The organism is Luteolibacter yonseiensis, assembly GCF_016595465.1.
In the GTDB taxonomy this organism is placed as follows: domain Bacteria; phylum Verrucomicrobiota; class Verrucomicrobiia; order Verrucomicrobiales; family Akkermansiaceae; genus Luteolibacter; species Luteolibacter yonseiensis.
The window spans coordinates 898,766-913,105 of record NZ_JAENIK010000011.1 but is presented as its reverse complement, the minus strand read 5'-3'; the positions used below and the strand labels follow the sequence as shown (position 1 = coordinate 913,105).

At 62.2% G+C, this 14,340-nt stretch carries 13 protein-coding genes; 11 read left to right on the top strand and 2 right to left on the bottom strand.

Annotated elements, in window-relative coordinates; all coding sequences use genetic code 11:
* Positions 1-13 precede the first annotated feature (13 nt).
* The 7 genes from JIN84_RS13680 (at position 14) to JIN84_RS13650 (ending at position 4,940) form a co-directional block, all read left to right on the top strand.
* Positions 14-292, top strand: a complete 279-nt coding sequence (locus JIN84_RS13680; RefSeq protein WP_200351601.1) for a hypothetical protein — start codon at positions 14-16, stop codon at positions 290-292.
* A gap of 43 nt (positions 293-335) precedes the next feature.
* Positions 336-1,061, top strand: coding sequence for a tRNA (N6-threonylcarbamoyladenosine(37)-N6)-methyltransferase TrmO (gene tsaA / locus JIN84_RS13675; RefSeq protein ID WP_234043464.1), 726 nt, complete (start codon positions 336-338; stop codon positions 1,059-1,061).
* 24 nt (positions 1,062-1,085) lie between these two features.
* Complete coding sequence (locus JIN84_RS13670; RefSeq protein WP_200351600.1) at positions 1,086-2,582, top strand: ankyrin repeat domain-containing protein; 1,497 nt, start codon at positions 1,086-1,088, stop codon at positions 2,580-2,582.
* Positions 2,583-2,597: 15 nt separating this feature from the next.
* Complete coding sequence (locus JIN84_RS13665; RefSeq protein ID WP_200351599.1) at positions 2,598-3,056, top strand: hypothetical protein; 459 nt, start codon at positions 2,598-2,600, stop codon at positions 3,054-3,056.
* Positions 3,057-3,126: 70 nt separating this feature from the next.
* Positions 3,127-3,585, top strand: a complete 459-nt coding sequence (locus JIN84_RS13660; protein ID WP_200351598.1) for a hypothetical protein — start codon at positions 3,127-3,129, stop codon at positions 3,583-3,585.
* Positions 3,582-4,757 carry a class I SAM-dependent methyltransferase gene (locus JIN84_RS13655; protein ID WP_200351597.1) on the top strand — a complete coding sequence of 392 codons (1,176 nt, stop codon included), beginning with the start codon at positions 3,582-3,584 and terminating at the stop codon, positions 4,755-4,757. The genes JIN84_RS13660 and JIN84_RS13655 overlap by 4 nt, the downstream gene beginning before the upstream one ends.
* Positions 4,758-4,790: 33 nt before the next feature.
* Positions 4,791-4,940, top strand: a complete 150-nt coding sequence (locus JIN84_RS13650; RefSeq protein WP_200351596.1) for a hypothetical protein — start codon at positions 4,791-4,793, stop codon at positions 4,938-4,940.
* Here JIN84_RS13650 and tsaE read toward each other — a convergent pair.
* On the bottom strand, positions 4,937-5,353 hold the full coding sequence (gene tsaE, locus JIN84_RS13645; RefSeq protein ID WP_200351595.1) for a tRNA (adenosine(37)-N6)-threonylcarbamoyltransferase complex ATPase subunit type 1 TsaE: 417 nt from the start codon (positions 5,351-5,353) through the stop codon (positions 4,937-4,939). The two genes, JIN84_RS13650 and tsaE, sit on opposite strands and share 4 nt — an antisense overlap.
* A gap of 138 nt (positions 5,354-5,491) precedes the next feature.
* On the opposite strand from tsaE, the gene serS reads away from it, so the two are divergent.
* Positions 5,492-6,772: a serine--tRNA ligase gene (gene serS / locus JIN84_RS13640; RefSeq protein WP_200352035.1), complete on the top strand. Its 1,281-nt coding sequence runs from the start codon at positions 5,492-5,494 to the stop codon at positions 6,770-6,772.
* A gap of 388 nt (positions 6,773-7,160) precedes the next feature.
* Here serS and argH read toward each other — a convergent pair whose 3' ends face one another.
* Complete coding sequence (argH, locus tag JIN84_RS13635; protein WP_200351594.1) at positions 7,161-8,516, bottom strand: argininosuccinate lyase; 1,356 nt, start codon at positions 8,514-8,516, stop codon at positions 7,161-7,163.
* Positions 8,517-8,705: 189 nt separating this feature from the next.
* On the opposite strand from argH, the gene JIN84_RS13630 reads away from it, so the two are divergent.
* The 3 genes from JIN84_RS13630 (at position 8,706) to JIN84_RS13620 (ending at position 14,287) form a co-directional block, all read left to right on the top strand.
* Positions 8,706-9,146 carry a DUF5069 domain-containing protein gene (locus JIN84_RS13630; protein WP_200351593.1) on the top strand — a complete coding sequence of 147 codons (441 nt, stop codon included), beginning with the start codon at positions 8,706-8,708 and terminating at the stop codon, positions 9,144-9,146.
* Positions 9,147-9,309: 163 nt separating this feature from the next.
* The gene (locus JIN84_RS13625) at positions 9,310-11,526 is read left to right on the top strand and encodes a M60 family metallopeptidase (protein ID WP_200351592.1); all 2,217 of its coding nucleotides are present in this window, start codon (positions 9,310-9,312) and stop codon (positions 11,524-11,526) included.
* Between the two features lie 28 nt (positions 11,527-11,554).
* Positions 11,555-14,287, top strand: a complete 2,733-nt coding sequence (locus JIN84_RS13620; protein ID WP_200351591.1) for a PD-(D/E)XK nuclease family protein — start codon at positions 11,555-11,557, stop codon at positions 14,285-14,287.
* The last annotated feature ends 53 nt before the right edge of the window (positions 14,288-14,340 follow it).

Below are 14,340 nucleotides of genomic sequence, written 5' to 3'. Positions count from 1 at the left end.
TTCCGATCTTCCCATGCATCGGGAAGTTCTCGCCGAGGAACGCCGTCTGCAGGAAGCGCTCGACCGCGTCCGGCTCGAGGAAGCGGCCAAGCGACCACACCTGTCGAAGTGGCAGTGGTTGTGGAAGATCCTGATATTCGCCCTGCTGTATGCGGCAAACGCAAACAGCGAATACCAGTATCTCCTCAACATCATCGTGGTCGTCTGTCTGATGGATGGCGGGAACTCCAGGGTTCATTCCCGCATCGACGCCCTCATCGAACTCGCGAAGCTGGATAAGGGTAGGAAGTAGTTGGAACGTCTGAAAGAACTGGTCGTGGCGTCGCTTTCACAGCATGATTCCTGCCGCCATGACCATCAGCCCCGTCGCCACCGTCCGCTCGTGCTTCGGTGAGAAATTCGCGATCCCGCGCCAGCCGGGGCTCTGTCCCAGCGCCTGGGGGAGGCTGGTGTTCCACCCGGAGTACCGCAGCCCGGAAGCCGTGCGCGGGATCGAAGGGTTTTCACATCTCTGGCTCATCTTCGGATTTCATGAAACCGCCGGACAAGGTTGGAAACCAACCGTCCGGCCTCCCCGCCTGGGCGGGAATCAGCGCGTCGGCGTGTTTGCGAGCCGCTCGACCTTCCGCCCGAACGGGCTGGGACTTTCCCTGGTGAAATTCGAAGGGGTGGATCTCACCGACAGCGAAGGCCCGGTGCTGCTGTTGGGCGGACTGGATCTGGTGGACGGGACGCCGGTTTATGATGTGAAACCCTACCTGCCCTATGCCGAGGCCCTTCCCGAAGCGGCGGGCGGATATGCGGAAGAGACCTTGCTCCGAATGCCAGTGGAAATCTCACCCGACGCCGGGGCGGATTTCTTGAAACTCCCTCCACGGGCGCGTGCCGTCCTGATGGAGGCCCTGTCGCTTGATCCCCGCCCGGCAACACGTTCGGAAGATTCCGATCGGGAGTTTGGCGCGTTGCTTTGCGGCTGCAACGTGCGCTTTGTGATACGTTCGGGAATCTGCCGGATCACGGGAATTGAGAAAACCGCGCGAGGTTCTGGGTTGAATGCTTAGGATTCCGTAGTAATCCTCTTTTTCATGAGCGGATTCCCGGGGAAATTTGCACGCCTGGCATTCACCGCTGCCATCGCGGTGCTTCCCGTTTCCTGCAACAAGCCGGGGGACGTCGAGAAGGCGGATTTGAAAGAGGCCGGCTACCAACTCACCGCCGAGGGCTGGTTCCGGGCGAGCGCCCAGAACGATTGGGCCGCCTTGCAGAAATTCATCGCCGCGGGATTCCACGCCGACGCCCGGAACGCGGATGGCGACTCGGCCCTTCACATCGCCGCGCGGGAGGGAGCGGAGAAATCGGCGGAGTTCCTCCTGAATCGCAAGCTTCCCGTGGATCAGCGCGGTAACGCGGACCGCACGCCCCTGATGGTGGCGGTGGTGGCGAATCAAACGAAGATGGTGAACTGGCTGCTGCGCCAGGGCGCGGACCCCACCTTGAAGGACAAGGATGGATTCGCACCGCTCATGCTCGCGGTGCGCGAAGGCAGGCCCGGATCGGTGGCGGAACTCGCCGCGTATGATCGCGAAAGCCTCGATTCCGCGATCCTGCTCGCCGCGCTTGTCGGACGTACGGATGTCATCGACTCGCTGACAAACTTCGGCGCCTCCGTTTACACCCGCATGGACGACGGGCGCACTCCCCTCATGGTCGCGGCGGAAAACGGTCATGCGGATGCGGTGCAACTGCTGCTGGAACTGGGGTCGAGCCGCTACACCAGGGACGCGGACAACCGCACCGCGGTGGACATCGCCACCGCTGCGGGCTACCCGGAGATCGCCACCCGGATTTCCCGCGAACCCCATGCCGATGAGCTGGTATTGGAAACACCCGAGAAGATCGCGGAATCCATGGACAGTTACGTGGACGCCGCCAACGCCGGACCTCCTGCAGCGGAAAATGAGACAGGTCGGCCCACATCCGCAAAGCCCGCCCACGATCACGCCATCCCGATCAACGGAGAAACACTCAGCACTCCGGTTTCCAGCTCCGGAACCTCTGCAAAAACATCCGCAAGCGGCCCGCCCCCCGGCACGACATTCGACATGCCCCCGCTCGTAATGCGCCACTACCGGGAAACGGAAACGCCGGTGAGTGTGAAAAAAGTGGAAGGCGACACCGCCACCGTCAGCCTTGCGAGGAACGGCGACCGCGAGGTGAAGGTCAGGACGGGAGCGCTCATTCCGGGAACGAACCTCCTCGTCGTCAAGGTCCGGAAGCGTATGGAATCCGGCAAGGTGAGCCAGGGCCTTCCAGAGGAAATCGCGACGGTGCAGGTAAGGGATGAGACCACCGGCAGCACCCGCGAATGGATTTCGGGCGTGCCCGCGAACTCGCATGATCCCGTGGCACTGGTGGAAGACGCCGCGACGGGCAGACGCTACCTTGCCACTCCCGGACAACGCTTCAGGGCGACGGATGGCTCGGAATATTTCATTTCCGACGTCCGCCCGAACCAGATGGTGATCCAGGACGTAGCCAGCGGCTCTGTCCGGACGATCCCCTTGCGCGGCCCCCGCGGGTAAGATAGCCTGCCCGCCATGGAGTCCGATACCATCATTGACCACGGCGAGCCCGTCCGCCAGTTTTCCGTCCTGCTGCCGAACCGTGCCGGCGCGCTCGCCGCCATGGTGAAGCTCCTGCGCTCGCAGGCCATCGAAGTCATCGGACTCAGCGTGCAGGACTCGCGCGATGCCACGGTGGCGCGCATCGTCGTCTCCGATCCGGAGGCGACGGAACATTTGTTCATTGAGAAAGGCATCCCGCATACCACCTGTGAATTGGTCGTCGTCGCGATGCGCGAAGCCGGCCCTGGCCTCCTCCAGTGCCTGGATTCCCTCATGATCGCGGAGACAAACATCGATTTCGCCTATGCCCTGCTCCCCTGCCCCGAAGGACAGTCGATGCTTGCGATGCACGTCGAGGACTACGAATTCGCGGTGGCCATCCTCCACCAGAGCGGATTCCGCCTGATGTATCAGGAAGACCTGAGCCGCTGACCGGACGGAATCGTCTGGTTTTTGATTTTTACGCGGGCGGTCCGCCGCAGGATGTGATAGTCCGGGCACCATGCGATTTTTACAAACCTATGATTCTTGCCTGGATGCGGTGGGCAGCTATTGGATCGACAACGACCGTCGGTTGCGCATTGAAAAATACCACGGCAAAACCGGATTGGCGGATCTGAAAGCGGTCCAGTGCAGCATCGCGGCGGATCCGGCCTGGCGTGCGGATTTCCATGGTTTGATCGATTTTAGCGAGGCGGATCTGGACATTTCCGCAAACGAGATCCTGCGGCTCGCCCTCGTGATGCGCCATGGCCCCAGCCGTTCACACGGTTGGCTCGCCTATGTGGTGACCCATTCGGCCACGCACGGGGCCGTGCGGATGTTGTGCCACTGGATGCGCGCCACCGACCGTATGAGGATTTTCAAAACCCGCGCGGAGGCGGAGATCTGGCTTGCGAGAAACATTTACCAGATTCCTCCCGCGTTCATCAGCGAGGTGGAGCTGAGAAACGTGGGATGAATCCCCATCGCGGACAATCCGACAACGGGCATTGCCTGACCTGCGACAGTCCGCTACTTCTCCCGCAGAAAGTGACCTCTATTTTGGATTCCTCCGCTCCCACCTCATCACCCGCCGGTTGGCTGGTCCGTATTTCCGAAGTCTTCGCCGACCACGCGGATGACATTGTGGAAGGACTCGATGGGAAGCTTTCCAAAAAGCTGGGAACGGAGTATTACCTGATCCAGCTTCCGGATCCGGAGGCGGTCACACGGTCACAGTCCGCCGCGTTGGTAAGGTGGAACCTGCCTGTCGAGCACGCTTGGCCGTGCAACCCGGAGAAGATGGAAGGCTTTGTGGAAAAAGCCGCACAGGCGATGTTTCGCAAATTCGCCCATAGGAACCCGCAGGCGGTGTTCATCGGCCAGCTCGATCCGAGCGCGACGAACCGTTATTACAAGACCCTCGCCTCGAATCTCCGCGGCCGCGCCCTCCAGTTGTTCCCGCCAGCCGTCGCCGCCTTCAAGGAGGTGGAGGCGCAGGACAGCCGCCGGCAGACGCTTTTCTGCCTGATTGGCAAAGAAGGCCTCTTCTGCGGCATGCGGAGTCCGAAAGATGCCAACGGGTTTTATCCGGGCGGTACGAAATACATCAGCCAGAACAGCCCCGACACCATCAGCCGGGCGGGCGCGAAAATCGCCGAGGCTCTCCACTACCTGCTCATGCACCGCGCCGCGCCGGCAAAGGGCAGCCACTGGCTCGAACTCGGAGCCTGCCCCGGCGGCATGACCTCCGAACTTCTGGGCCGCGGCTACGAGGTCACGGCCATCGACCGCGCGCCCCTCGACAAGCGTTTGGACAAGGTCAAGGGACTGCGTTTCGCCCTCATGGACGTGGCCGCGTTCAGGCCGGACGCCCGCATGCGCTATGACGCCATCCTTTCCGACATGAACGGAGACGCGCTCGAGGCAATCCGCCAGGTCGCCCGGCTTTCAGCGAATCTGAATCCGGGAGGGATTGTCATTTTCACCCTCAAGACGCCGGGCGTCACCGGCCTTGCGGAAATGAACGAGCTTTACTCCGGGGCCGTCGCCATCGCGCGATCCTCCGGACTCGAATTGTTCGCGAGAACCCATCTCACCTACAACCGCCACGAACTGACGCTGTTTTTCGAGCCCGGCGAGCCGGCTTGACTCCGGGTCGGCACTGGTCATGATCCCGGACTCATGAAACGAACCCTCCAGACCCTCTCCCTTGCGGCGCTCCTGCTGTCCCTGAATTCCTGCGGCCTGCCCGGTGCCCTGGCCCGTTCCGCCGGACGCGTGGTGGAGGGCGTGGGCAATGTCGCGAATCAGGCGATGACCACCGGTCTCTAATTCCTTATCTCCCGCACCGTCCGGCCGCCATCCGGATCGACGGAGAATTGCAGCCAGACCGTTTCCGGCGGCAGCAACTCCGGAAATTTGTCCCCCCACTCGGCGATGATCACTCCATTTTGGTCCAGATACTCGTCCCACCCGAGCGCAACCAGCTCATCGGCGGATTCCAGCCGATAGAAATCCAGGTGAAACACCGGCCACCGGCCACCGGGATATTCATGCACCAGACCGAAGGTCGGACTGGTCACGACCGAGGAAGACCCCGCCGCCGCGACAAAACCCTTCGTCCAATGCGTTTTTCCCGCCCCCAGCCCGCCGACGAGGGCGAAGACGCTGCCCGGCCCCGCCAACCCCGCGGCGGCACGGCCCAGGTCTTCCATCGCTTCAGGAGATGTCGCACGTCCTTGCATCCGCCTTTTGGAAGCGGAAACCCCTGCGGAAGTCGATTTGAAAAACGCGGTTGTCCGCCCGCATGCCTCCGGGGCTGACGCATTTCCTGAAAATTCGCGTTGATTCACCACCCCATCGCCCGCGACAGTCGCGCCGCCATGCTCGACATCCGCGTCATCCGCGAAAATCCCGCCGCCATTCAAGATCGCCTCAAAAACCGGGGTGGCGATCACTGGAAGCTTGTTGACGACGTGCTCGCCTGCGACGAGGCACGCCGCACCGCCGAGACTTCCAAGCAGCAGCTCCAGAACTCGCGCAAGACCATTTCCAAACAAATCGGCATCCTCAAGGGCAAGGGTGAGGATACCTCCGCCATCGAGGCCGAGGTCCGCGGCATCAACGAGCAGATCACCGCGCTCGATGTCCAGACGGAGGCGGCATCGCTCCGCCAGGCGGAGCTGCTGTTGAACATTCCGAACCTCACGCACGACGCGTGCCCCGTCGGCAGTGACGAAACCGCGAACCCCGTCGTGCGTGAATGGGGAGCCAAACCGGAACTCAACGAACCGAAGGACCACGTCGAGCTCGCGCTCAAGCACGGTCTGGTGAATTGGGACGACGGCATCCGCACCGCCGGCTCGGGCTTCGTCGTCTATCGCGGAAAAGGGGCGAGGCTGGAGCGCGCGCTCATCAATTTCCTGTTGGATACCCAGACCGCCAATGGTTACGAGGAAGTCAACGTGCCGCACCTCGTGAAACGCGAGTGCATGGAGGGTACCGGCCAACTGCCGAAATTCGAAGACGACATGTATGGCACAGATGCCGATGAAAATGGTGTGAACAGCCTTTTCCTCGCACCGACCGCCGAGGTCCCCGTGACGAACCTCTACCGCGACACCATTCTGGCCGAGAACGAACTGCCGGTGAAAATGGTCGCCTACACCCCGTGCTTCCGCCGCGAGGCGGGTTCCGCCGGGCGTGACAACAAGGGTATCATCCGCATGCACCAGTTCGACAAGGTGGAGCTCGTCCAGATCGTCCACCCCGACCATGGATTCGAAGTGCTGGAGCAGCTCACCGGCCACGCCGAGTCCATCCTTCAGAAACTCGGACTGCACTACCGCACCATCGAGCTCTGCACCGGTGACATCGGCTTCTCGTCGGCGAAGACTTATGACATCGAGGTCTGGGCTCCCGGCCACGGCAAATACCTCGAAGTCTCGAGCTGCTCGTGCTTCACCGACTATCAGGCGCGCCGCATGAAGCTCCGTTTCAAGGACTCGGAAGGGAAAAACCGTTTCCCCCACACGCTCAACGGATCCGGCACCGCCCTGCCACGACTCTACGTCGCACTGCTGGAACAATACCAGCAGCCCGACGGCTCCATCCGCATTCCGGAAGCCCTCGTGCCGTATTTCGGTGCGGAGGAGATCCGCTGAAGTGCTCCGCCAACCATCGTCGGAAGCCTTCCGACGATGGTCCTCCGTGACGCGGCCCGGAGTTCAAGCTTCAGCTTGCCTCTTCCATAGGCCCGGGCCGTTATCCACCGCCAGCCGCCCCGGAAGAGCACGATGAATCGTGTGGCGCCGGAAACCTTCCGACGATGGTCCTCCGTGACGAAGCCCGGAGTTCAAGCTTCAGCTTGCCTCTTTCATAAGCCCGGGCCGTTATCCACCGCCAGCCGCCCGGAAGAGCACTATGAATCGTGAACTCCGGACGGCCAAGGCTGGCCATACACTATTCCCGCATGTCTGTCTGCCATCAGGTGTGACCAGGCTTCACCAGATCCGTTTTTGAAAACCGTTTCACAGGAAAACTCCGCCTCGTTCAAGCCAGCGCGCTTTTCCACCGCGCGATCTCACCCAGCACGTTCGCAATCGAAGGAGCTCCCGGATTGGTCCGCGCGGCGAGGGCGGTTTCCAATGAGAAGACATCCTTCGCGTCCGGTCCGTAGGCGGGATCGATGGCCGCGAGGTCGAGCTGGTCCAATGGCGTCTTCGTCGCGATGGCTTGCGCCACGGCCTTGCCGACGAGTTCGTGGGCGTGGCGGAAGGGCACGCCTTTTTTCACCAGGTAGTCCGCCAGATCCGTCGCGAGCAACATGGGGTCCGCGGCGGCGGCGCGGCAGTTTTCCTCGCGCAGTTCCATCGCCGAGATCATCTCGGTGTTCACGGCGAGGATGAGACGCAGGGTGTCCACGGAATCGAAAAGCGGCGGCTTGTCTTCCTGAAGATCCCGGTTGTAGGTGAGCGGCAGGCCTTTCACCGCGACCAGCAGGTTCATGAGATTTCCAACAAGGCGGCCGGTCTTGCCACGCGTGAGTTCGCAGACGTCCGGATTCTTCTTCTGCGGCATGAGCGAGGAGCCGGTGGTGTGTGCGTCGGAAAGCGCGGCGAAGGCGAACTCCGCCGAGCACCACAGGATGAGATCCTCGCTGAGGCGGGACAGGTGCACGCCGCAGAGCGAGATGACGAACAGCACCTCCGCGATGTAGTCACGGTCCGCGATGGCATCCATCGAGTTCCGGGTGACACCGTCGAAACCGAGTTCCTCCGCGATTCCCCGGCGGTCGAGATTGATGGTCGAGCCGGCAAGCGCGCCTGATCCGAGCGGGGAAATATTCAACCGCTTGCGGGCGTCCGCGAGGCGGGACTTGTCGCGTTCCAGCATTTCCACATAAGCGAGGAAATGGTGTCCCGCCGTGACGGGCTGGCCGCGCTGGAGGTGGGTGTAGCCGGGGATGACGGTGGCGGCGTATTTTTCCGCACGATCAAGAAGGGCTCCTTGCAGGCCGGTGATGGCGGCGAGCAGTCCGTCGATCTCCGCACGGGTGTAGAGCCGGGTATCGGTCGCGACCTGGTCATTCCGCGAACGGGCGGTATGCAGTTTCGCTCCCGCCGCGCCGATGCGCCTGGTCAGCTCGGCCTCGATGTTCATGTGGATGTCCTCGAGGGATGTCTTGAACTCGAATTTCCCGGCTTCGATATCGCCGAGAATTTCCATCAGGCCGCTCTCGATCTGTGAAAATTCCTCCGCCGTGAGCAACCCCGCCTTGAGCTGGGCGCGGGCATGGGCCACCGATCCGGCGATGTCGTGCGGGAACAAACGCCAGTCATACGAAATGGATTCGCCGAATTGCTGGACGAGTGATGACGTGTCTTGGGAGAAGCGGCCTTTCCACATAGCGGTGTGAGTGATTTGGAGTGAGAAATTTTTCCGCACAGGAGATGCGGCGGGCAGGAAGCTGAACCATAGGCACGGGAGATCAAATGCTAAAGTTCCGGTAATCCACGGGCTTTCCGGCAACAAAGGTTTGCAATCCTCCCCGGTTTCCCGATTGATATGCTCACCTTTCAAACCATCCCGAATACCATGTCACAATTCATCCCATTGATCAGTTCCGGCACCGCCGGCCCGCTCGGAGTCCTTCACCTGCCCCGCCTCTGGCTCAAGGCATCCCTCGGTGCCGCTGGAAAACTCCACCCGGACTACCCCTCCTGCGGAAATGGCTATGATGGCATGGTTCTCGCCGGTCTGGGTCTCGATAAGGCGGCCTTCGAGGAATTCATCTCCAACAGCAAACCCACCTATCCCGAGCTGGAGGCCTGGGTGCTCGAACAATCCGGCGGCTCGCTGGATCCTGACGCCGTCGCGAAGCTCAATGCCGACATCGCCGGTTACATCCATGCCGATGACGTGCGCACCTCCATCCTCGGTGCCAACGGCATCCCCGACGAAGGCAAGATCCGCGACGCCATCAATCTGAACAATCTCGATGACTGGCACAGCTTCCACCAGCAGGTCCTCGCCTGATTTTCCAAGCCGGGCGGGAATTCCCCCGGCGAACAGGCCCCGCGATTGGAAGATCGCGGGGCTTTTGTGTCAGCGGATTGGAGGCGCGGTCACATCGGTCCGTTGTTTTACGAAAAAATTTAAAAAACCACTTCGTAACACGAGATAATTCCATAACAAACCCATGAAACAAACCCTCTCGATCGCCCTTGTCATCGCCTGCCTCGTGGCTCCCGTTCCTGCGGCACCCACTGATGATGCGGACCGCGCGGCCATGCTGAAGGGCGTGAGCGCGGTGAACACCGGCGGGCTGCCGGGTGGCGTGACAGCCTTCGGGCCGAACGCCTTCCCTCTGGTTGCAGGGAAGGATGGAAAAAACGCCTTGCTCCCCATCGCCGCCGCAGCGCGCTGGCAGAAGGGACGCATCGTTGTTTTTGGTCATGACGGGTTCCTCAAACCGGAGAAAACCGCGGACAACGGCGCGCTGCTCCCCAATATCGCCCGCTGGGCCGCGGGTGACAAGGCGAAGCCAAAGATCGGCATCCTGAAAAACGAGCCGTTGATGGAGCATTTGAAAGCCGCGGGATTCGACACCGTGGCGCTTGATGACAAGGAGTGGGCGACGAAGATCTCCCGTCTCGACGTCGTTTTCGTCGCACCGTTCTGGATCTCCAATGACGACATCGCCCCGTTGGAAAAATTCATCCAATCCGGCGGAGGCCTGGTGGCCGGAGCCACCGGTTGGGGCTGGGTGCAGATCTTTCGCAAGGAAAACGCCCAGCTCGCCGGCGAGTATCCTGGAAATCTCCTGCTCCAGAAAGCAGGGCTCGCTTTCACCGCCGGCACTCCTGACAAGACACTTCCGCAGGGCTTCTCCACCGGCGGCAATCTCACGCTCCTCAACGCCACAACCGCGCTGGACGCGTTGGCATCCGGACGCATGGGGAAGGAAAAACTCGATCCTCCCGCCCTCGCCCAATGTGCGGCCACCTTGTCCGATGCCATCCGCTCGATCTCACCCGAAGACAAGATCCTCCTGCCGAAAATCGCTACCCTTGGCGGCAAGGGATCACCCGTTCCCACCGAGGCCAAACCCGTCCGCTCCTCCGACGCGCTCGGCAGGCTCATGCTCACCCGTGATCTCGAACTGCTCCGCAACACCAAACCGGAACAGATCAGCCCCCACCCCGCCGCCGAGGTGTTTCCCGGGCCTGTTCCGAAATCCGCTCCACGCGTCAGCCGTACCCTGGACATCGACGCCGCGGTTCCGCAGTGGCACAGCACCGGACTTTATGCCGCGCCCGGAGAAGTCATCCGCATCACCATTCCACGGGAAACGGCGGGCAAGGGTCTGTCGGTGCGCATCGGCTGCCACTCGGACACCCTGTGGCACCTGGACGATTGGAAACGAGTCCCGGAAATCTCCCGTCGCGAACCGCTGAAGGAACCGCAGTCCTCCGTCGCCAGTCCGTTCGGCGGACTGATCTACATCGATATCCCGGAAAAGGCCCCGCACGTCACCATCCAGGTCACCATTTCCGGAGCGGTCGAAGCCCCGCACTTCGTCCTCGGAAAAACCAAGGTCACCGATTGGAAAAAGACCCTCCGTGACCACCCCGCGCCATGGGCGGAGCTGGAGACCGGCAAGGTCATCCTGAGTGTCCCATCCGCAAAGATACGCCGTCTTGAGAATCCTGACGAACTCCTCACCCTCTGGGACAAGATCCTGGACGCGGAGGCCGACCTCAGCGCCATCCCCCGCGAACGGAAACGCCCGGAAAGAATCGTCCCGGACGTGCAGATCTCCGCAGGCTACATGCACAGCGGCTATCCCATCATGACCTGGCTGGACCACAGTGTGGAGCAGTCGCTTTCCACCAGGGAACTCGGAGCCGGCAGTTGGGGACACTTCCACGAACTCGGCCACAACCACCAGAAAGGAGACTGGACCTTCGACGGCACCGTGGAGGTCACCTGCAACCTCTACTCGCTCTACGTCTCGGAGACCGTCTGCAAGCTGCCTCCCGGCACCGGTCACGACGCCATGAATCCGCCCGAGGTCGCGAAACGCCTCAAGGCCTATCTCGCCCTCCCCGATTCGGAAAAATTCTCCGTTTGGAAAAGCGACCCGTTCCTCGCCCTGACCATGTATGACCAGTTGCGCGCCGGTTTCGGATGGGACACCTACAAGAAGGTCTTCGCCGAATACCTTGCCCTCCCCGACAGCGAACGTCCGAAAAACGACGACGGGAAACGCGACCAATGGCTCACCCGCTTCTCCCGTGCGGCGGGAAAAAATCTCGGCCCGTTCTTCCAGGCATGGGGCGTCCCCACCAGCGAAGCCGCCCGCAACTCCATCGCCGGACTGCCAACGTGGATGCCTGAGGATTGGGGGAAATAATTGATTCCCATCACAAGCCTCCACACCGATGCTCGACTCCATGGTGGAGCGCGTATTTCTCGGATGGGACCGGCCGTTTTTAGCGAAGACGGTTGCCTGGCTGCTGGAGCGGCGCGGGGAACTGCCGGGGATGATGGTGGTGGTGCCCACCGCGCAGAGCGGACGGCGGCTGCGTGAGGCATTGGCCGAGGCGGCAGGCGCCGTGATGTCGCCGCAAGTGGTGACACCTGGTTCGTTTTTGCAGTTCGGTGATGCCGTTGCGGCGACAGATTGGAGCGAGCGGGTGGCCTGGGTGGAGGTTTTGGAAAGTATCGGAGATTGGTCGGAATTCGGCGCGTTGTTTCCCGAACCACCGGGCGAGGAACGGAACTGGGCGGGCGGACTCGCCCAGGAGATGCTCCGGTTACGGCATTCGTTGCAGGAAAACGGGCTGATGATGGCGAATGCGGCGTGGAAACTCCGCGACACGGTGGAGGCGGAACGCTGGCAGGCGCTCGCAAGGTTGGAAGAGTTGGTGGAAAAAAAATTGCAGAGCTGGGGCGAAAAGAGCCGCAGCCGGATCCTCGCGGAAGGCCTGTCCATGCCCGGTGGGATTTCCCGCATCGTCCTGGCAGGCGTCGCGGAAATGCCACCGCTGGTCGAGCGCGCCTGGCTGGCTTGGGAGAAGCGGGTGACAGCGCTCATCGGTGCGCCGGAGAATGAGGCTGCCGGTTTTTCCCCCATCGGCAGGGCGCTTGAATCATGGACCGAACGCCGCCAACCATGGCCGGACGGTTCGGTACAGGTGGTGGCGGACCCACGCCAGCAAGCCGTCGAGGCCCTGAGGGTCGTCGGCGAAATGGGGACACCATCGAACGAAGTCGCCCTGGGCTCCGCGGACACGGAAGTGGGTGAGGAACTGGCGCACGCGTTCACCCGGGAAGGCTGGCCGACATTTCACCCGGCGGCGATCGGGGTGACGGGAGGCCTGACGCACTGGTTCAGGATATGGAGTGCGTGGCTTGGCGATCCGACGCTGGCGGCGATGTCCAATCTGCTGGCCCTGCCGGAAACGGGGGTATTGGTATCGGGGAAACGCGCGCAGAAAGCCAAAACCCTGGCGGAACTCCGGGATCGCTGGATGGTGGCGAGAACCGATGATCTGCGCCGCCGGATCGCAGCCGAAACTTTCCGCACGGACGCGGACAAGGTCGCGGCGGAGGAACTGCTTGCCGCGGCGGAGGGGTTGGAAAACTGGCGGGCAAGTTTCCTGAGAGAAAATTTCGCTGGCTCCATGGAGCGGATGCTTGGCGTGCTCGCCCGCTGCGGGCCGAAGACCCAGGAAACATCCGCGGCAATGGCGCAATGGCTGGCGGATGCCGTGCCCTTGATGGAGAAGGTGAGGCGGGGTGCCACCTTCTGGATCGAGCTGATGCTCTCCGGCATCCCCTCCCCTGTTCCGCTACCACCTGCCGGCAGGGTCCTGGATGTTCAGGGATGGTTGGAGCTTTTCCACGAGCCGGGACGGCATCTGGTTCTCTGCGGCATGAACGATGGCAAGGTGCCCGCACGAGGCGGCGGCGAACCATGGCTGAGCGAGGCCGGCCGGGACAGGCTCGGACTCATCAAGGACTCGGATCGGGCGGCCCGGGACGCGTTCCTCTATCATTCCATGCTGGAAGCCCGCAAGGATGGCGGACGGGTGGATGTGATCTGTGGGAAGAACGGTGCGGGAGGCGAGTCACTGCTGCCGTCCCGCCTTTTGTTGGCCGCCGGCCGGGACGAGCTCCCGGGGCGTGTGAAACTTCTTTTCAAGGAGGTCGAACCACCCGAAGCCGGATTGCGCAGGGAAACCGACTGGAAGTGGCAACCACGCACCGTGGAGCCGCCGAAACGCCTGAACGTCACCTCCCTCGGCGACTACCTCGCCTGCCCTTTCCGCTATTATCTGAAACACGCGGTGAAAATGCAGTGCTCGGAAACGGGGCGGGCGGAATGGAACGCGCGGGATTTCGGCAATGTGACCCACGAGGTGCTGGAACGCTGGGGGCGCGACACGGAGGCACGGGATTTTGAAAAACCCGAGGCCATCCACGACTGGTTGTCCGCCGAACTCAATCGGGTGGTGGCCGAGTGGTTTGGCAAGAGATCCCCTCTCGCCGTGCGCATCCAGACCGAGGCGCTGCGCCAGCGCTTCCTCTGGCTGTCCCGCGTGCAGGCGGCCAACAGAATCGACGGTTGGGAGGTCGTGGATGTCGAGCGCAAGGTGGAACTGCCGGTGGGCGGTGCGTCCATCGTCGCGAAAATCGACCGCATCGACCGCCATCGGGAATCCGGCAGACTGCGGGTGCTGGATTACAAAACAGGCAAGGTCGACAGCGTGGACAAGGCGCACCGGAAAAAACTGACATCCGGCACCACTCTCGCCTCCCATCTCAGCCGGGAATGTCCGGCCGTTTACCTCGGCGAGGACAAGGGGAAGACCGCGGAGTTCCTTTGGCATAACCTGCAACTCCCGCTCTATGCGGCGGCCTTGGTGAAACGGGGCGACCCCATGCCGGCTCCGTGTTATTTCACCCTTCGATCGACAGAGGCGGATGTGGCGATCCATGAATGGAGCGGCTTCGAGCCAGCCGATCTGGAGGCTGCGGAAGCCTGTGCGGAATGGGTGGCGGGCCGGATCGCAGCGGGAATCTTCTGGCCGCCCGCGGAAAAGGTGACCTACGACGACTACTCCATCCTCGCGGCGGGACGCACGCTTGAGGAAATGGTCCGCCACTAACCCGAATGGAAGATTCCAGAACCGGTATCCGGTGGAGATACCATCGCCGGATA